Genomic DNA, 17,225 nt, shown 5'->3' on the forward strand with positions numbered 1-17,225 from the left:
GACCGGGCGACCCGGGGTCAGCTCAGCACCAGCGGCCGGGCGGGCGGCCACGGCCGGCCGCGCGACGGCGGGGACGCACCGCGCCGTGCAGGTGAGCACCGGCCCAGCCGCGCAGGCGGGTGCGGCAGCCATCGCGACCGGGGGTGTCCTTCTCGTCGCCGGCCGCGGGCACAGCGGCCGGCTGCGGCGCGAGCTCGGCTTCCCCGGCCTCGGCGGGCTCAGGTTCGACGCACAGCGGGCCGTCTTCGCGGTCGCTCATGTGGCCTCCTCTCCTCGCCGGTTGCCCGGTTCCATCGGCACGTTCGTGGTGGTCATGAAGCCGCCGGCCTGTGATTCAGGACGACACTGTGCCAGCTCACCGACCGCAGCCACGGCACAGACTCACTGCAATAACGGTCAAATAGTGCAAAAGTTCCCTTAGGGCTCAGCCGTCTCGCGCAACCGCCGACCATCCTTGCTCGCTCACTCCATGGTCACCAAATACAACTACTCTCCGTAAGCAAAGATGCGGAGCCGCCGGAGACGTGGAGATGCATGCTGCCTCGGTCCACTACCCGCTGGCAACCCTCGAACGTCTGAATCGCCCCGCACCGACCAGCTCAACCGCTATGCCCCGGTCGGTGTCGGGCACCTGACGCGAGAGGGTGCCATCCCACAACCTGGCACGGTCACTATCACGGAAAGTAGCCATATGGTCATGGAGATCGCAGAGAGCGGATCTTCAAGGCGAAGTACGAAAGCGCACATCGCGCGAAACGCCGCAGAACGGCGCGTCCACTAGCCGACGGCCGCGGCCCTCCGAGCCGCCCGGGCGTGGAGGCGGGCGACCAGGTTGGCAAGGGCCGGGACCACCGCGGCCGCCAGCAGGAAACCGCCCAGAACCTGGGAGGGGTAGTGGGCCAGGAGAACGACTCTGGTCAGCCCGATCACCAGGGCGAAGGCGATCGCGAGCGTCCAGACGACAGCGCGGCGGGAGCGATGGGCGTGGTGGCCGGTCACCGAAGGACGGTGGCCGGGCGAAACCGACGAGCCGCCAGACAAAAACGGCGAGACGCCAGGCGAGACGCCCGGCAGGGCGCCGGGCAGGGCGGCAGGCGAGAAGCCGGGCGGGGCCAGCAGCAGGATGGCGACGAGGGCGGCCGCCGCGGCGTTCGCGGTGTGGCCGCTGGGGAAGCCGTACGAGGCGACCTGCACGAAGCCGTCCGGCGGGCGAGCGTGCGGCAGCAGCAGGTGGAACAGGGACCACAGGATCGGGATCAACGCCGTCACCGACCACACCAGGTGGCCGGCGGCGTGCTTTCGGCGTACCCGGAGGATTGCACCGAGGGTGAGGCCCGCCACCAGGAAGGGAATCGTCTCGGCCGCGTCCGTCAGGATGGTGACCGTGTCGATCAGGGCGGGATGGGCGGCGCCGAAGGCCCGGAACGCGTCGGCCCCCGCGCGGTCGACGGCACGGAGCCAGCCGGCCAGCACGGCGACCGTCAGCAGGACGTAGAGGATCGCGGCGGTGGCCGGCACCGAGGGGCGCACGCGGGGGATCATCCCGATGATCGTGACATGCGGGCGACGGAGGGCTGGGCGCCGGCGCGTGCGACGCTGAACGCATGAACGCCAAGCCGCCGCTCGCGGCCACCCTGCGCCGGATCGAGCGGCATGCGGGGAAGCTGGCCAGCGCGGCGGTGGCGAAGATGGACGAGACGCTGCCGTGGTTCCGGGCGCTGCCGGCCGACCAGCGGGCGTGGGTCATGCTCGTGGCCCAGGCCGGCGTGCGGTCGCTGGTGGAGTGGTTGCGGTCGGGCGGGACGATCGGTGGCGACTCGCAGGAGATCTCCGACGAGGTGTTCGCGGCGGCGCCCCGGGCGCTGGCCCGGTCGATCACGCTCACACAGACCGTGGCGCTGATCAAGGTCACCATCGACGTGGCCGAGGCCGAGGTGAACGCGCTGGCCGCGGCCGGTGAGGAGGAGGCGCTCAACTCGGCCATCCTCAAGTTCTCGCGGGAGATCGCGTTCTCGGCGGCGCGGGTCTACGCGCGGGCGGCCGAGTCGCGGGGCGCCTGGGACGCGCGGCTGCAGGCCCTGCTGATGGACGCGCTCCTGCGGGGCGACACGCCCGACTCGGTGGCCAGCCGGGCGTCGGCGCTCGGCTGGACCGACAAGCCGCCGGTGTCGGTGGTGGTCGGCAAGTCCCCGGGTGGCGACATCACCGCGGTGATGCACGGCGTCTACCGGGCCGCGAGGCGGGCGCGGGTCGAGGTCATCTGCGGCGTGCACGGTGAGCGGCTGGTCGTCGTCGTGGGGGGTACGGACGACCCGAAGCTGACCGCGAGCCAGTTGCGGGCCTCCTTCGGCGACGGTCCGATCGTGGTCGGCCCGGCCGTGCCGTCGCTGGACCAGGCGTCCGAGTCGGCGAGGGCGGCGCTGGCGGGCTACCGGGCGGCGCCGGCCTGGCCGGGGGCGCCGACCCCGGTGGCGGCCGACGACCTGCTGCCCGAGCGGGCCCTGGCCGGTGACCTCGAAGCGCGGCGGATGCTGCGGCACGACGCCTTTGGTGTGCTGGTCAAGGCCGGTGGCGGCCTGCTCGATACGCTGGACGCGTTCTTCGCCGCCGGCGGGGTGCTGGAGAGCACGGCCCGGGAGCTGTACGTGCACCCGAACACCGTCCGCTACCGGCTGAAGCGGGTGGCCGAGCTGACCGGACTGTCCCCGCTGGACGCCCGGGAGGCGTTCGCGCTGCGGATGGCGCTGAGCCTGGGCCGGTTGGATCCCGGAGCGTAAAAGGCGACGCGAATCACTGCCCACGTTGAGGAAACGTTCAGGCGACAAATCACCTTTTCACCGGCGAGTCCACCCAGCCTTTGTAGGATTCCTCCAACGCCGGTCGTAGGGTTTCGTGCATTGCAGCAGCCGCGCAACGCACCGAGATCCGGGAGAGTCAGATCGTGCTCGCCGTCCTCTCCCCCGGTCAAGGCTCCCAGAAGCCTGGCTTCCTCGCTCCTTGGCTCGCGCTCCCCGGCGCTGAGGCCCGCCTCCGCTGGTGGTCCGCGCTGGCCGGGGTCGACCTGATCCAGCTGGGCACCGAGGCCGGCGCCGACGAGATCAAGGACACCGCGCGTACGCAGCCCCTGCTGATCGCGGCCGCGTTGCTGGCCGCCGAGCACCTTCCGATGTACGACGTCGGCCTGGTCGCCGGGCACAGCGTCGGTGAGCTCGGCGCCGCCGCGCTGGCCGAGGTGATCCCGCCGGAGACCGCGATCACGCTGGCCGGCGTCCGGGGCCGCGAGATGGCCGCCGCCTGCGCGCTCGAGCCGACCGGCATGAGCGCGGTGCTCGGCGGCGACGCCGACGCGGTGGTGGCCGCCATCGAGGAGGCCAAGCTCTACCCGGCCAACCGCAACGGCGCCGGCCAGATCGTCGCCGCCGGCGCCCTCGACGCGCTGGCCACCCTGACCGTGGACGGCGCCCGGGTCCGCGCCCTGCCGGTGGCGGGCGCGTTCCACACGCCGTACATGCGTCCGGCCGAGGAGGCGCTGGCCGCGATCGCCGGCGGGATCACCACCTCCGCCCCGGCCCGGATCCTGCTCTCCAACTTCGACGGCACCGCGGTCGCCCACGGCCGCGAGATGCTCCAGCGCCTGGTCCGCCAGGTCACCGCGCCGGTCCGCTGGGACCTGTGCATGCGGACGCTGCGCGACCTGGGCGTGACCGCGATCATCGAGCTGCCACCGGCCGGCACCCTGGCCGGTCTGGTCAAGCGGGAGCTCAAGGGCGACGACGCCCCCGAGATCCTGACCCTGAACACCCCCGACGACCTGCCCGCCGCCCGCGATCTGATCGCCCGGCACGGCATGGCGCCCAGCCTCGAGCCGACCCCGCTGTTCCGGGTCGTGGTCGCGGCCGGCGCCGGCCTGTTCCACCCCGCCGACGACCTGACCGAAGGCCAGCCGGTGTCCACCGGCCAGGTCATCGGTCAGGTCATCACCCGCCAGGGCGGCGTCGACGTGGCCGCACACGCACCCGGCGTCCTCACCGAGTGGCTGGCTCACGACGACGACCCGGTCGCGCCCGGCCAGCCGCTGGCGCGCATCGGCGGGCCGCAGTGACGGCCCGTCCCGCGAACGAAGGAGCTGCCCGATGAACGCTGGTTCCCGCATCGTCGCGATGGGCCATTACCAACCGTCCCGCGTCGTCACCAACCACGACCTGGCCAAGATCGTCGACACCAACGACGCGTGGATCCGCGACCGGGTCGGCATCGCCGAGCGCCGCCTCGCGGTCAACGAGACGGTCGCCGACATGGCCACCTTCGCGGCCGAGAAGGCGCTGGCCGGCTCCGGCCTGACCGCGGCCGACATCGACATGGTCGCGGTGGCCACCTGCACCTCGGTCGACCGCTGCCCGAACGTCGCCACCCGGGTCGCGTCCCGGCTGGGCATCCCGGCGCCGGCCGCCTTCGACCTGAACACCGCCTGTTCCGGCTTCTCCTACGCGCTCGGCACCGCCGACCACGCGATCCGGGCCGGCGCCGCGCGCAACGCGATCGTGATCGGCGCCGAGAAGCTCTCCGACGTCACCGACTGGACCGACCGCTCGACCGCGGTGCTCTTCGGCGACGCCGCCGGGGCGGCCGTGGTGACCGCGGTGCCCGAGGGCGAGGAGCCGGGCATCGGCCCGGTGCTCTGGGGCTCGGCGCCGGACAAGGGCGACGTGCTGCGGATCGAGGGCTGGCGGCCGTACATCGAGCAGGAGGGCCAGATCGTCTTCCGCTGGGCCACCACCGCGCTCGCGCCGTTCGCGATGGAGGCCTGCGAGCGGGCCGGCGTCAAGCCCAGCGACCTGGCCGCCTTCGTCCCCCACCAGGCGAACACCCGCATCATCGACGGCATCGTGAAGCGGCTGGGGCTCGGCCCTGAGGTCGTGGTCGCGAAGGACCTGGTCGAGTCCGGCAACACCTCCGCGGCGAGCGTGCCGCTGGCCCTGTCCAAGCTGGTCGAGCGCCGTGAGGTGCCGTCCGGCGCCCCGGTGCTGCTGTTCGGCTTCGGCGGCGGCCTCACCTACGCCGGACAGGTCATCCGCTGTCCGTAGCGATATCCCCACCGATGGAAGGAAACAACTGACGATGGCAACCCGCGCTGAGATCACCTCCGGCCTCGCCGAGATCCTCGAGGAGGTCGCCGGCGTGAACCCGGACGACGTCGCCGAGGAGAAGTCCTTCACCGATGACCTGGACGTCGACTCGCTCTCCATGGTGGAGGTCGTGGTCGCCGCCGAGGAGAAGTTCGGTGTGAAGATCCCCGACAACGAGGTCCAGAACCTGAAGACCGTCGGCGACGCCGTTTCGTTCATCGAGGCGAACCACTGACATGAGCAGGCCAGACGTCGTCGTCACCGGGCTCGGCGCGACCACCCCGTTGGGCGGGGACGTCGCGTCGACCTGGGACGCCATGCTCGCCGGCCGCTCCGGGGTGAGTGCTCTCACCCAGGAGTGGGCCGAGCAACTGACGGTACGCATCGCCGCGCAGCTCGCGGTCGAGCCGTCCGAGGTTCTCGAGCGGGTCAAGCTCCGCCGGCTGGACCGGTCCGAGGCGATCGCGCTGATCGCCGCGCACCAGGCCTGGGCCGACTCCGGGCTGGCCGATTCGGGGCTGGACGGCGAGCGGCTGGCGGTCAGCTTCGGCAGCGGAATAGGCGGCGCGCAGACCCTGCTCATCCAGGACGACATCCTGGAGGCCTCCGGGCCGCGCAAGGTCAGCCCGCACACGGTGCCGATGCTGATGCCGAACGGCCCGGCCGCGTACGTCGGCCTCGAACTGGGCGCCAAGGCCGGCGTGCATTCGATGGCCAGCGCCTGCGCCACCGGCGCCGAGGCGATGGCCCTGGGTCTCGACATCATCCGGTCGGGCCGGGCCGACGTGGTGGTGACCGGCGGCACCGAGGCCGTCGTGCACCCGCTGCCGATGGCCGGCTTCGCCGCGATGCGCGCCATGTCGACGCGCAACGACGATCCCCAGCGCGCGTCCCGTCCGTGGGACAAGGGCCGGGACGGTTTCGTGCTCGGCGAGGGCGCCTGTTCCCTGGTCATCGAGCGGGCCGACCACGCCGAAGCGCGCGGCGCCCGGATCTACGCCCGGCTCGCCGGGGCCGGCATCACCTCGGACGGGTACGACATCGTGCAGCCGCACCCGCAGGGTGAGGGCGGCATCCGCGCGATGACCAAGGCCATCCAGGACGCCGGCCTGACCAAGGCCGACATCGTGCACATCAACGCCCACGCCACGTCGACCCCGGTCGGCGACATGGCCGAGATCCACGGCATCCGGACCGCGATCGGCGACCACCCGGTGCTCACCTCGACCAAGAGCATGTCCGGCCACCTGCTGGGCGCGGCCGGGGCGCTCGAGTCGATCGCCACGGTGCTGGCCATCCGCGAGGGTGTCGTCCCGCCCACGATCAACCTGGACGACCCGGACGACGAGCTGACCCTCGACGTGGCGGCCCACAAGGCCCGCCCGATGGACATCCCGGCCGCGATCAACAACTCGTTCGGCTTCGGTGGCCACAACGTGGCGCTCGTCTTCACCCGCGTCTGACCGTCAGCTGGGAGCAGCCGTGACGACCCTTTCCTCGGAGACCGGATCTACCACCGCCGATGAGCGCGACCCGGAGCTGAGGCTGCGGGGGTTCTTCGATCAGGGGACGTTGCGGCTGCTCGCGCCGCGGGACGACAGCGGTGTGCTGTACGCCCGCGGCCTGGTGGAGGGCACGCCGGCCATCGCGTTCGCGTCGGACGGCACCCGGATGGGCGGCGCCCTCGGCGTCGTGGGGTGCCAGCACGTGGTCGACGCGATCGATCTGGCCGTACGGGAGCGCGTACCGGTGATCGGCCTCTGGCACTCCGGGGGCGCCCGCCTCGCGGAGGGCGTGGTCGCGCTGGACGCCGTGGGCCAGATCTTCGCGGCGATGGTGCGGGCGTCCGGCCGGGTGCCGCAGATCTCGGTGGTCCTCGGCCCGGCGGCCGGCGGCGCGGCGTACGGTCCGGCGCTCACCGACATCGTGATCATGAGCAAGGCCGGCCGGATCTTCGTGACCGGCCCCGAGGTGGTCCGCAGCGTCACCGGCGAGCAGGTCGACATGGAGCGGCTGGGCGGCCCCGAGCCGCACGGCCGGCGGTCCGGCGTCGTGCACATCACCACCAAGGACGACGCGACCGCGCTGGCCGAGGCCCGCCGGCTCACCACCCTGCTCGGTCACCAGGGCCGGCTCACCCCGGTGGACGCCACGGACCACGACCTGGGTGCGCTTCTCCCGGCGCAGACCAACCGGGCGTACGACGTGAAGCCCCTGGTCCGGGCCCTGCTCGACGAGCCCGGGGTGGAACTGCACGCCAAGTGGGCCCCGAACGTCGTGACCACGCTGGGACGGTTCGCCGGGCGCACGGTCGGCGTCATCGCCAACAACCCGCTGCGGCTCGGCGGCTGCCTGGACGCCACCAGCGCCGAGAAGGCCGCGCGCTTCGTGCGGATGTGCGACGCGCTCGGCGTGCCGCTGATCGTGCTGGTGGACGTGCCCGGCTACCTGCCCGGCCTCAGCCAGGAGTGGGACGGCGTGGTGCGCCGCGGCGCCAAGTTGCTGCACGCCTTCGCCGAGGCGGTCGTCCCGCGGGTCACCCTCGTCACCCGGAAGGCGTACGGGGGCGCGTACATCGCCATGAACTCCCGCGCGCTCGGCGCGACCGCCGTCTTCGCCTGGCCGGACGCCGAGATCGCGGTGATGGGCGCGAGCGCCGCGGTGAACATCCTGCACCGCCGGAAGCTGGCGGCCGTCCCGCACGAGCGGCGTGAGGCGCTGCGCGAGGAACTGGTCGCCGAGCAGATCCGGGTCGCCGGTGGGGTCGGCCGGGCCCTGGAGATCGGCGTCGTGGACGACACGATCAAGCCCGAGGACACCCGCCGCCGCATCGCCGAGGCCCTGGCCGCGGCCCCGGCCGCACGCGGGGCGCACGGCAACATCCCGCTCTGAGCGACGATCAGCCGACCCGGGTGAGCAACGTCACCGGGGCACCGTCGCCCGCGTAGCGATAGGGCTCCAGCTCGGCGTCCCAGGCCGTGCCCAGCGCCTTCTCCAGCGCGTGCGAGAGGGCCTCGGGCGCGGGGGCCGACGCCATGATCGAGCGCAGCCGATCTTCGCCGATCTGGATGTCGCCGGACGCGCCCATCGTGCCGTGGAACAGGCCACGGCCGGGCACGTGCATGAAGCGCTCACCGTCGACGCCCGGGCTGGGCTCCTCGGTGACCTCGAAACGGATCATGGGCCACTGCCTGAGGGCAGCAGCCAGCTCGGCGCCAGTCCCCTGTCGTCCCGACCAGGAACACTGCGCCCGGCGCATGGCGGGATCAACCGGCTGCGCCGTCCAGTGCAGGGTGACCGGCGCGGTGAGGACGCGCGCGATCGCCCACTCGACGTGCTGGCACACGGCGAGTGGGGTCGAGTGGACGTATACGACGCCACACGTTTGCACGGTGACCTCCCGAGGACCGAGATGCGTCTTCCCCTACGACCTCGACCGCGGTTGATCGTGTCCCATGATGCCGGTTGCCACGGATGGTGCGCCAGAGAAACCGCAATATCGACTATGGGACCGGCCACAGGGGCACACCCGGCCTAACGCCCGGACCTGCTCCGACGGCACGGCATGACCGCCCTCGTGTACGATTACTGCGGCCTTTTTCTGCACATGCTTTTCCCTTAGGAGTACCGCCGTGGCGAGCAACACCTCAAAGACCGCCCGCGCCTCAGTCCGCGCCGGTCAGGGTTCTGGCGGAGCGCTCAGCGTTCTTGGTGAGTACAAGTACCTGATCCCGCTGGCCGAAGGCCGTTTCGCCTACGTGCGTAACCTGACCAACGGCCGCACCAACCACCTCCGCACCGACTCCGACGCCTTCGTCGAAGAGATCCGCGGCCTGGTCGCGGCCGGTCACGGCGCGAAGGTCCGCACCGAGCTCAGCGCCCTCGACGCCGCCCACCCGGCGCACGGCTGGGCCGACACCGAGAAGCGCCTGGTCGACGCCGGCGTCTTCGAGGGCTGATCCCGGCCCCGCCGCTCCACCGCGAACGCCCATCCTCCCCCGGCGGGACGGATGGGCGTTTTCGCATTTCCTGAAGATCAAGACCAACGGCCTCAGTCGAGGAGCTCGACCCAGCCCGTGTCGAGGTCGTAGATGGCGCCGACGACGTCGACACGGCCGGCCGCGATCGCCTCGGTGACGCCCGACAGGTCGCGCATGCGGCGGGCGGTGCGGGTCACGTGGGCGCGCATCGCCTTGTCGGGGGCGTCGGGATCGTCGGCGCCGACCGCCTCGACCGCCGGCGCGATCTCGTCGACCAGGTAGCCGATGTCGCCGCCGGGACGCTCGCCCGCCCGCAGGGCCTCCACCGTCGCGGTGACCGCGCCGCACCGCACATGGCCGAGCACCACGATCAGGGGCACGCCCAGGGCGCTCACCGCGAAGCTCACCGAGCCGGCCACCGCCCGGTCGACCACGTGACCGCCGGAGCGCACCACGCAGATCGAGCCGAAGGTCTGGTCGAAGATCGCCTCCAGCGGCACGCGGGAGTCGATGCAGCCGAGCACGACGGCGTGCGGCTGCTGGCCACCGGAGACGGCGGCCGCGGCGGAGACGTCGTGGCCGTTCTGCGGCCGGCCGCTGACGAAGCGGCGGTTGCCCGCGACCAGGGCGGCCAGCGCGTTCGCGGGGCTGCGGGCCAGGTCGGTGGCGGCGGGCGTCGTGGAGGGCGAGGGGGCCGTCATGAGGTCATTCTTGCCGAGCGGAACGGCTCGGGCACCCACTGCGACGCAGCTCACGTCGTACCGTGAATGACCTTTGCAATTTGCATCTACACGCGTGATGCTTATTACCCGCGGGTATAGCGGGGGCGTGCGACTCGCGGAGGTGCCCATGCCCGAACGCTCGGAAGTGACCCTTCCGGACGGCGTGCGGTTGCAGGTCGAGACGTCGGGACCGGCCGACGCCCCGGTGACCGTGATCCTGCTGCACGGCTGGTGCCTCGACCGCCACATCTGGCACCACCAGGTCAAGGCGCTCGGTGACGTGCGGGTCGTGGCGTACGACGCCCGCGGCCACGGCCGCTCCGACGCCACCCTGCTCAAGGCGGCCACGCTGCCCCAGCTCGGCGCCGACCTGGCCGAGGTGATCCGGGCGACGGCGCCGACCGGGCCGGTGGTGCTCGTGGGTCACTCACTGGGCGGCATGACGATCATGGAGTACGCGGCCGACCACCCCGAGGAGTTCGCCGAGCGGGTGGCCGGGCTGGTCCTCGTCTCCACCACGGCCGAGGGGCACACGCACACCCGCTACGGGATGCCGGCCCAGCTGGCCACGCTGTTCCGCTACTACGAGACGATCGGCGCCGGCGTGCTGGCCCGCTGCGGCACGTGGCGGCCACACCGGATGATGACGCCGGTGCTGCGGCCCACGGTCCGGTGGCTGCTGTTCGGCGACGACTGCGACGACACCTCGCTGACCGTGACCATGCGCGGGGTGGGCCGCGCCTCGCTGCGGTCGATCGGTGGCTTCCGGCCTTCGATCGGGGCCCAGCAGCGCCTGGAGACGCTGGCCGCGTGGACCGGCGTACCCGCCGCGGTCCTGGTGGGTGACCGTGACCGGCTCACTCCCCCGGCCTGCGCGGAGTCCATCGCCGGGGCCCTGCCGGGTGCCGAGGCGACCGTGCTGGCCGGCGGCGGGCACATGCTGATGCTGGAGCGCCCGGAAGAGGTGACCACCACGATCCGCGACGTGGTGCGCCGCGCGGCCGGCGCGACGCCGATCAGGCAGGGGCGCGGGCGGCGGGCGGCGGAAGGTTTCGATGAGGCCGCATAGCGCGCCGCGATCGACGCGGGGCACTGCTCAGGAGTAGGTTCGTATGTCCCCCTTTTCGCGGCCGCACGCGGCCCGGGCGGGGGCGAACCACGAGGGAGCAGATCGAACTTGAGCGACGCCACCATCCTTCAGCAGGAGATCGCCGTCGAGCAGGAGCACGTCGACCGGGTCTACGCCCGGCTCGCGGAACTGCGCCAGGACGCCTCCCGGGCCGAACGGGACGGCTACCGCATGGCCGGCGTCGGCACGTACGGCGCGCTGGTCGAGCGCGACGCCATGGTGTTCCACGCGGCCCGGCGCCGGCACGCGCTCGACACCGAGTACGAGGGGCTGGTCTTCGGCCGCCTCGACCTGACCACCGAGGCCGTGCACTACGTCGGCCGGATGGGCATCCGCGACCAGGACTCGCAGCCGCTGGTGGTCGACTGGCGGGCGCCGGCCGCGGCCGCGTTCTACCGGGCCACCCCGGCCGACCCGATGGGCGTGGTCCGGCGCCGGATGATCCAGTCCAGCCGCGAGAAGGTCACCGGCATCGAGGACGACCTGCTCGACCCGGACGCGGCGCCGGACGGCATGCGGGTGGTCGGCGACGGCGCCCTGCTGGCCAGCCTGTCCAAGGCGACCGGGACCGGCATGCGCGACATCGTCGCCACCATCCAGCGGGAGCAGGACGACGCGATCCGCTCCCCCGCGTCCGGCGTGACGATCGTGACCGGCGGGCCGGGCACCGGCAAGACCGCCGTGGCCCTGCACCGGGCGGCGTACCTGCTGTATTCGGACCGGAGCCGGTTCGCCGGCGGCGGCATCCTGGTCGTCGGGCCGTCGGGGGTGTTCGTCACCTACATCGCCACGGTGCTTCCGTCGCTGGGCGAGGAGACGGCCACCCTGCGGTCGCTCGGGTCGCTGGTGGTGGGCTATTCCGCCACGCGCACCGACCCGACCGACGTGGCCGCGGTCAAGGGCTCGCTGCGGATGCGCAAGGTGCTCGAACGGGCCTCGCACGACGCGGTGCCCGGGGCGCCCGACGAGTTGCGGCTGCTCTACCGGGGCACGCTGCTGCGGCTGGGCCGGGCCGACCTGGACAAGATCCGGCGGGCCGCGCTGCCCCGGGGCGCGCGGCGCAACGAGGTGCGCGGGGCCGGCTTCGACCGGGTCTTCGATGCCCTCTGGTCCCAGGCCCGGCAGCACCGGGTGGCCGGTCTGCCCGAGAAACGCGACTTCGAGGCCGAGCTGGCCGACCGCGGCGATTTCCGGGACTTCCTCAAGGCGTGGTGGCCGCGGCTCACCCCGGCCCGGGTGCTGGAGTGGCTGCGCGAGCCGGCGCGGCTGCGGTCGTACGCGACGGGGATCTTGAGCCGCACCGAGATCGCGGCGCTGGAGGGGCGGTTCGGCCCCGAGCCGACGATCGCCGACGTGGCGCTGCTGGACGAGCTGGACGAGCTGCTGGGCCGGCCCCGGCGGGCGCAGAAGAAGAAGGTCAACCCGTTCCACGTCCGCGACGGGATCCAGGAGGTCACCACGCAGTCCGACCGGATGGCCGCGGCCCGGGCGCAGGCGGTCGAGCGGGACGACGACTACCGCGACTACGCGCACGTGGTGGTCGACGAGGCGCAGGACGTGTCGCCGATGCAGTGGCGGATGATCGGCCGGCGCGGGCAGTACGCGTCCTGGACGATCGTCGGCGACCCGGCCCAGACCGCGTGGTCGGGCGACCCGGGCGAACTCGACCGGGCACGTGAGCGGGCGCTCGGCACCCGCAAGCGCAACACGTACGCGCTGACCACGAACTATCGCAACTCGTCGGAGATCTTCGCGGTGGCCGCCTCGGTGATCCGCACGATCATGCCCGACCTGCCGCTGCCGACCGCGGTCCGCAGCACCGGCGTGGAGCCGGTCGACCTGGTGGTGGCGGCGGGCCAGCTGCCCGACGCGGTGCGTGAGGTGGCCGAGAAGCAGCTCGCCGACGTGGACGGCACGATCGGCGTGATCGCCCCGGTGCCGCGCCGCGACGAGGTGGCGTCCTGGCTGACCGGGTTGCCCGAGCGGGTGCAGGTGGTGACCGCCATCGAGGCCAAGGGCATGGAGTACGACGCGGTGGTGCTGGTCGGCCCGGGAGAGATCGCGGTCGACCCGTCCGGCGTACGGACGCTCTATGTCGCGCTCTCCCGGGCCACTCAGCGCCTCACCACGGTGGGCACCGATCCCGGCTGGCTGCCGGACCCGGTCAGGGAATCCGCACCGAGGTGACGTTGTACGGCGTGGCCGGGGTCGGCGGCGTGGTGAACCGCGCGTTGGGCAGGTAGAAGCGGCCGGCGTACTCGGCGATCGTGGTGGGCACGTCGAAGCCCGCCGAGGTGGTCGTCGAGACGACCCGGCCGTGGGTGCCCGAGCCGTCCAGCTTGATCTCGGTGATCTTGTTGTCCCGGTTCTGCACGACGTAGAGCGAACGGCCGCGCAGCCACAGCCCGTCGCCGTTCGGCACCAGGACGCCGCCGGTGTCGATTTTCCGGGTGACGCCGGTGAACGTGCTGCGGAACAGCAGGCCGGTGTTGGACTGCACGATGATCAGGCCGTTGCCGTCCGGCGAGGGCACGATGCCGTTGGCGTTGTTGCCGGGCTGGTAGACGATGTCGCCGGTCAGCGGCACCGCCTTGGCCGCGGCGGGCAGCGCGCCGTGCCGGCCGTACTTGACCCGGTGCAGGTTCGGGTTGGCCGAGTCGGTGAACCAGGCCGAGCCGCCGGCGAAGGCCACGTCGTTGATGAACGCGGCGCCGGTCTGGAGCGGGTACGACTTGAGCACCCGGCCGCTGCGGACGTCGACGACCCGGGCGTCGCCGCCGGTGCCGCCGGCCACGAAGAGCCGGCCGTCCCGGTCGAGCTTCAGGCCCAGCGACGGTGTGCCGGGGCCCTGCGAGATGACCTCGCCCCGGCCCGACTTCAGGCTGACCCGGTAGATGTCGCCGTCGGCCCGGGAGCCGAAGTAGGCGTACGGGGCCTTACCGATCGCGATGCCTTCGGGCTGGAACCCGGCGGGCAGGTCGAAGGTGGTCTCGAGGTGTTCGTGCGACGACGCCGTGGCGGGCGTCGCACCCGCGGTGACGGCCAACGCCGCCATGGCCGCGATCGCAAGAGTTCGCTTGAGCACTGACTACGGTCCTTCCCTTCGGAAGCGGTTGTCACTCAAGGAGTACCCCGGCAATGGCAATCGAGTTCAACTTGCATACATAGCGATGTGAACATACATTGGCCAAGGCTGGGCGCCGCGTCGGAGGGTTGTGTCATGGGAGCAGGTCACGACCACGGGGGCGCGGCCCGGCACGGTGGCGCCCGGCACCGCCGCCGGTTGTGGTGGGCGGGCGGTCTGCTGGCGGCGTTCATGCTGGTCGAGGCGGGCGCGGCCTGGGCCACCGGTTCCCTGGCGCTGCTGTCCGACGCCGGCCACATGTTCACCGACGTGCTCGGCATCGCGATGGCGCTGGCCGCGATCACCGCCGCCGGCCGGACCCAGGGCCCCGACTCCCAGCGGACGTTCGGTCTCTACCGGCTCGAGGTGCTCGCCGCGCTGGCCAACGCGCTGCTGCTGACCGGCGTCTCGATCTACGTGCTGATCGAGGCGGTCCGCCGGTTCACCGACCCGCCTGACGTCCCGGCCGGCTGGATGCTGCTGGTGGCCACCGGCGGCCTGATCATCAACATCGTGGCGTTCCTGCTGCTCCGCGAGGGCGCGGAAGAGAGCATCAACGTCCGCGGGGCCTATCTCGAGGTGGTCGGCGACCTGATCGGCTCGGCCGGGGTCATCGTCGCCGCCGTGGTGATCGCGTTCACCGGGTGGTCGTACGCCGACCCGATCGTCGCCGTCGTGGTGGCGCTGATGATCCTTCCCCGGACGCTGGCGCTGGCCCGGTCGGCCGTCCGCATCCTGGTCCAGGCCGCGCCGAAACACCTGGACGTGGCCGTCGTGCGCACCCGCCTGGCCGCCGTGCCCGGCGTCTGCGACGTCCACGACCTGCACGTCTGGACGCTCACCTCGGGCATGGACGTGGCCTCGGCCCACCTCAGCCTCGAACCGGCGGCCGAGCTGGCCGCGGTGCTCGCCGGGGCGCGGGAGGCGCTGCACGACGACTTCTCGATCGACCACGCCACGCTCCAGGTGGAGCCGGTCGGGGCCGGCGGCCGGTGCACCCCCGCGGGCTGGTGAGAGTGGTAGCGCACTCGATGAAGGGTGTGGCGATCATCACGTTCTGAGGTCATCATGAGGCCATGACCATGGTCACGCACATGCCTCGCGTCGCCTGGGACGCCGCCCGGGCCTTCGTCATCATGGCCGAGGCGCCCTACTTCGAGGACTTCGCCGACCAGGTGTGGCGGCGGCTCGGTCCGGACATCCACGACGCGCTGACCGACACCCGGGCCCGGCTGGCCGACAACCTGCGGCGCACCGGGGGCGACCGGCGGGTCGCCGACATCGAGCGCGGTGCTTGGCGCGTACGCGTGGAAGAGCTGTTGCGGGCCCGCCCCGATCTCACCGACGTGGTCATGGAACTGAACTCCATGGTGCTGCGCTACTGACGTTTGCCGGGCACCCGTCGCCGCCATCCGTGACAATTGGGGCATGAGCAGCGGCATGGTGTTCGCGTGAGCGAGCGCATCCTGATCACCAACGACGACGGCATCGACACGCCGGGGATCCGGTGGCTGGCCAAGGCCGTGCTGCGGGCCGGGCACGACGTCGTGGTGGCGGCGCCGATGACCGAGGCGAGCGGCAGCAGCGCGTCGATGACCGCGATCGAGGAGGACGGCAAGATCGTCGTAGAGCCGCGGGAGCTGGCCGGGGCCCGGAACGTGCCCGCGTACGGGGTGGCCGCGTCGCCCGCGTTCATCGTGCTGCTCGCGCTGCGGGAGGCCTTCGGCGAGGCCCCGGCGGTGGTGCTCTCCGGGATCAACCGCGGGGCCAACGCGGGGGCGGCGGTGATCCATTCGGGTACGGTCGGCGCCACGCTCACCGCGGCCCACGCCGGACTCCGCGGGCTGGCCGTGTCGCTGGACGTGCTCACCCCGGTGCAGGGGTCGGTGGCCAGTGGCGGCGCCGCGATCGATCAGCTCGACGAGACCGACGAGAAGCGGCACTGGGGCAGCGCGGCCGGCCTGGCCGTCAAGCTGCTGCCGGTGCTCGCGCACACGCCGGTCGGCACGATCCTCAACCTGAACGTGCCCGACCTGCACGTGGACGGGATCCGGGGACTGCGCCGGGCGTCGCTGGCCCGGTTCGGCCAGGTGCAGGTGAGCATCGCCGAGCGGTCCGAGGGTTTTGTCCGCACGGCGGTGCAGGCCGCGCAGGAGAACCTGGAGCCCGGCACCGACCTGGCCGCGCTGGCCGAGGGCTACGCCTCGGTGACGCCGCTACGGTCGCCGTCCGAGAACCGCGACGTGCGGCTGAACCTCGAGTCGATCAGGGTGCAGACCCCGGCGTTGTGATCGCCCGGCTGCGCAGGAACGCCCCGATCTGGGCGACCACGATCGCGGCGGCGTCGAAGATCGCCAGCTTGCGCGGGAAGTTGTGGTTCAGGCCCTGGTAGACCGAGGCGATCACGGGCACGCCGGCGTCCTGGAGCCGGGCCGCGTACCGCTGCGCGTCGCTGACCAGCACGTCCAGTTCGGCCGCGACGATCAGCGCGGGCGGCATCCCGGCCAGGTCCATCCGCGTCGGGTCGGCCTGCTCGGGCAACCCGTCCGGGGCGAACGCGGCCCAGAAGAACGCCATCTCCTCCCGGTGCAGCCCGTAGTCGTCCAGGGGCGGGTAGCTCATCGCCGGGTCGAGGGCCGGGCAGATCAGCACCTGCGCGGCGATCGGGCGGGCCGCGTGCCGGGCCGCCACCACGGCGAGATGCCCGCCGGCCGAGTCGCCGCCCACCGCGACCGTCCGATCCGGCGGAAGCCAGCGCAGCGCGCGCTCCACATCGTCCACCGGCGCCGGGTACGGGTGTTCCGGCGCCCGCCGGTAGTCCACGGCCAGCACCGACCAGCCGGAGTCGTGCACGATCCGCCGGCACAGCCCGTCGTGGGTTTCCAGGTCGCCCAGCACCCAGCCGCCACCGTGGGCGTAGACCAGCACCGGCGCGTCGTCGATGTCGCGATAGAACCGGGCGGGCACCCCACCGGCGTCCACCTCGGCGACATCGCGGACCGCCGGGCCGGGGCCCATCTCGACGGGCGCGGCGTCGGCCATGCTCCGGCGTACCTCGGCGAGATTGTCCAAGGTCAGCGGAGCACGCTGCTGCGCACTAATGGCCGAACGAGCCTGAGGGTGGAGGCGCTTGAGGTCCACAAG

18 protein-coding genes are annotated in these 17,225 nt (G+C 72.4%); 12 read left to right on the plus strand and 6 right to left on the minus strand.

Annotated elements, in window-relative coordinates:
* Nucleotides 1-22: 22 nt before the first annotated feature.
* A complete protein-coding gene (locus AB0M54_RS15305; RefSeq protein WP_364321014.1) occupies nucleotides 23-259 on the minus strand; it encodes a hypothetical protein in 237 nt (78 codons plus the stop codon).
* A 518-nt stretch (nucleotides 260-777) separates the two neighbouring features.
* Nucleotides 778-1,542: a phosphatase PAP2 family protein gene (locus AB0M54_RS15310; protein ID WP_364321011.1), complete on the minus strand. Its 765-nt coding sequence runs from the start codon at nucleotides 1,540-1,542 to the stop codon at nucleotides 778-780.
* A gap of 62 nt (nucleotides 1,543-1,604) precedes the next feature.
* On the opposite strand from AB0M54_RS15310, the gene AB0M54_RS15315 reads away from it, so the two are divergent.
* The 6 genes from AB0M54_RS15315 (at nucleotide 1,605) to AB0M54_RS15340 (ending at nucleotide 8,018) form a co-directional block, all read left to right on the plus strand.
* On the plus strand, nucleotides 1,605-2,777 hold the full coding sequence (locus AB0M54_RS15315) for a helix-turn-helix domain-containing protein (RefSeq protein WP_364321008.1): 1,173 nt from the start codon (nucleotides 1,605-1,607) through the stop codon (nucleotides 2,775-2,777).
* 164 nt (nucleotides 2,778-2,941) lie between these two features.
* Nucleotides 2,942-4,102, plus strand: coding sequence for an acyltransferase domain-containing protein (locus AB0M54_RS15320; RefSeq protein WP_364471573.1), 1,161 nt, complete (start codon nucleotides 2,942-2,944; stop codon nucleotides 4,100-4,102).
* A gap of 31 nt (nucleotides 4,103-4,133) precedes the next feature.
* On the plus strand, nucleotides 4,134-5,084 hold the full coding sequence (locus AB0M54_RS15325) for a beta-ketoacyl-ACP synthase III (RefSeq protein ID WP_364321002.1): 951 nt from the start codon (nucleotides 4,134-4,136) through the stop codon (nucleotides 5,082-5,084).
* 34 nt (nucleotides 5,085-5,118) lie between these two features.
* Nucleotides 5,119-5,361 (plus strand): acyl carrier protein, encoded by a 243-nt coding sequence (locus tag AB0M54_RS15330; protein WP_023359558.1) that lies wholly within the window; start codon nucleotides 5,119-5,121, stop codon nucleotides 5,359-5,361.
* A gap of 1 nt (nucleotide 5,362) precedes the next feature.
* The gene (gene fabF, locus AB0M54_RS15335) at nucleotides 5,363-6,589 is read left to right on the plus strand and encodes a beta-ketoacyl-ACP synthase II (RefSeq protein WP_364320998.1); all 1,227 of its coding nucleotides are present in this window, start codon (nucleotides 5,363-5,365) and stop codon (nucleotides 6,587-6,589) included.
* Between the two features lie 19 nt (nucleotides 6,590-6,608).
* A complete protein-coding gene (locus AB0M54_RS15340; protein ID WP_364471576.1) occupies nucleotides 6,609-8,018 on the plus strand; it encodes a carboxyl transferase domain-containing protein in 1,410 nt (469 codons plus the stop codon).
* A gap of 7 nt (nucleotides 8,019-8,025) precedes the next feature.
* On the opposite strand, the gene AB0M54_RS15345 is transcribed toward AB0M54_RS15340, so the two are convergent.
* Nucleotides 8,026-8,517, minus strand: a complete 492-nt coding sequence (locus tag AB0M54_RS15345; RefSeq protein WP_364320992.1) for a DUF3145 domain-containing protein — start codon at nucleotides 8,515-8,517, stop codon at nucleotides 8,026-8,028.
* Nucleotides 8,518-8,758: 241 nt separating this feature from the next.
* Here AB0M54_RS15345 and AB0M54_RS15350 point away from each other — a divergent pair, with 241 nt between their 5' ends.
* Nucleotides 8,759-9,085: a hypothetical protein gene (locus AB0M54_RS15350; RefSeq protein ID WP_364320989.1), complete on the plus strand. Its 327-nt coding sequence runs from the start codon at nucleotides 8,759-8,761 to the stop codon at nucleotides 9,083-9,085.
* A gap of 92 nt (nucleotides 9,086-9,177) precedes the next feature.
* Here the strand turns inward: AB0M54_RS15350 and AB0M54_RS15355 are convergent, their stop codons facing one another.
* Complete coding sequence (locus tag AB0M54_RS15355) at nucleotides 9,178-9,807, minus strand: carbonic anhydrase (protein WP_364320987.1); 630 nt, start codon at nucleotides 9,805-9,807, stop codon at nucleotides 9,178-9,180.
* Between the two features lie 148 nt (nucleotides 9,808-9,955).
* On the opposite strand from AB0M54_RS15355, the gene AB0M54_RS15360 reads away from it, so the two are divergent.
* Together AB0M54_RS15360 and AB0M54_RS15365 are read left to right on the plus strand one after the other, a co-directional pair.
* On the plus strand, nucleotides 9,956-10,897 hold the full coding sequence (locus AB0M54_RS15360; RefSeq protein ID WP_364471579.1) for an alpha/beta hydrolase: 942 nt from the start codon (nucleotides 9,956-9,958) through the stop codon (nucleotides 10,895-10,897).
* A 108-nt stretch (nucleotides 10,898-11,005) separates the two neighbouring features.
* The gene (locus tag AB0M54_RS15365; protein ID WP_364471582.1) at nucleotides 11,006-13,144 is read left to right on the plus strand and encodes an AAA family ATPase; all 2,139 of its coding nucleotides are present in this window, start codon (nucleotides 11,006-11,008) and stop codon (nucleotides 13,142-13,144) included.
* Here the strand turns inward: AB0M54_RS15365 and AB0M54_RS15370 are convergent.
* Nucleotides 13,122-14,012 carry a superoxide dismutase gene (locus AB0M54_RS15370; RefSeq protein WP_364320978.1) on the minus strand — a complete coding sequence of 297 codons (891 nt, stop codon included), beginning with the start codon at nucleotides 14,010-14,012 and terminating at the stop codon, nucleotides 13,122-13,124. The genes AB0M54_RS15365 and AB0M54_RS15370 overlap by 23 nt on opposite strands.
* A gap of 165 nt (nucleotides 14,013-14,177) precedes the next feature.
* Here AB0M54_RS15370 and AB0M54_RS15375 point away from each other — a divergent pair, with 165 nt between their 5' ends.
* The 3 genes from AB0M54_RS15375 (at nucleotide 14,178) to AB0M54_RS15385 (ending at nucleotide 16,372) form a co-directional block, all read left to right on the plus strand.
* The gene (locus AB0M54_RS15375; RefSeq protein WP_364471585.1) at nucleotides 14,178-15,095 is read left to right on the plus strand and encodes a cation diffusion facilitator family transporter; all 918 of its coding nucleotides are present in this window, start codon (nucleotides 14,178-14,180) and stop codon (nucleotides 15,093-15,095) included.
* Nucleotides 15,096-15,157: 62 nt separating this feature from the next.
* Nucleotides 15,158-15,466, plus strand: a complete 309-nt coding sequence (locus AB0M54_RS15380) for a hypothetical protein (RefSeq protein ID WP_364471588.1) — start codon at nucleotides 15,158-15,160, stop codon at nucleotides 15,464-15,466.
* 66 nt (nucleotides 15,467-15,532) lie between these two features.
* The gene (locus AB0M54_RS15385) at nucleotides 15,533-16,372 is read left to right on the plus strand and encodes a 5'/3'-nucleotidase SurE (RefSeq protein WP_364471590.1); all 840 of its coding nucleotides are present in this window, start codon (nucleotides 15,533-15,535) and stop codon (nucleotides 16,370-16,372) included.
* On the opposite strand, the gene AB0M54_RS15390 is transcribed toward AB0M54_RS15385, so the two are convergent.
* Entirely contained in the window at nucleotides 16,347-17,222 is an 876-nt protein-coding gene (locus AB0M54_RS15390; protein WP_364320967.1) for an alpha/beta hydrolase, read from the minus strand. The two genes, AB0M54_RS15385 and AB0M54_RS15390, sit on opposite strands and share 26 nt — an antisense overlap.
* Nucleotides 17,223-17,225: the final 3 nt, after the last annotated feature.

This window comes from Actinoplanes sp. NPDC051470, assembly GCF_040682035.1.
GTDB lineage: Bacteria > Actinomycetota > Actinomycetes > Mycobacteriales > Micromonosporaceae > Actinoplanes.

Coding starts and splice junctions, on each gene's coding strand:
- AB0M54_RS15370 (WP_364320978.1), bottom strand. CDS start 14,012: ATGGCGGCGTTGGCCGTCACCGCGGGTGCGACGCCCGCCACGGCGTCG.
- AB0M54_RS15330 (WP_023359558.1), top strand. CDS start 5,119: ATGGCAACCCGCGCTGAGATCACCTCCGGCCTCGCCGAGATCCTCGAG.
- AB0M54_RS15375 (WP_364471585.1), top strand. CDS start 14,178: ATGGGAGCAGGTCACGACCACGGGGGCGCGGCCCGGCACGGTGGCGCC.
- AB0M54_RS15325 (WP_364321002.1), top strand. CDS start 4,134: ATGAACGCTGGTTCCCGCATCGTCGCGATGGGCCATTACCAACCGTCC.
- AB0M54_RS15310 (WP_364321011.1), bottom strand. CDS start 1,542: ATGATCCCCCGCGTGCGCCCCTCGGTGCCGGCCACCGCCGCGATCCTC.
- AB0M54_RS15355 (WP_364320987.1), bottom strand. CDS start 9,807: ATGACGGCCCCCTCGCCCTCCACGACGCCCGCCGCCACCGACCTGGCC.
- AB0M54_RS15315 (WP_364321008.1), top strand. CDS start 1,605: ATGAACGCCAAGCCGCCGCTCGCGGCCACCCTGCGCCGGATCGAGCGG.
- AB0M54_RS15360 (WP_364471579.1), top strand. CDS start 9,956: ATGCCCGAACGCTCGGAAGTGACCCTTCCGGACGGCGTGCGGTTGCAG.
- AB0M54_RS15305 (WP_364321014.1), bottom strand. CDS start 259: ATGAGCGACCGCGAAGACGGCCCGCTGTGCGTCGAACCTGAGCCCGCC.
- fabF (WP_364320998.1), top strand. CDS start 5,363: ATGAGCAGGCCAGACGTCGTCGTCACCGGGCTCGGCGCGACCACCCCG.
- AB0M54_RS15380 (WP_364471588.1), top strand. CDS start 15,158: ATGACCATGGTCACGCACATGCCTCGCGTCGCCTGGGACGCCGCCCGG.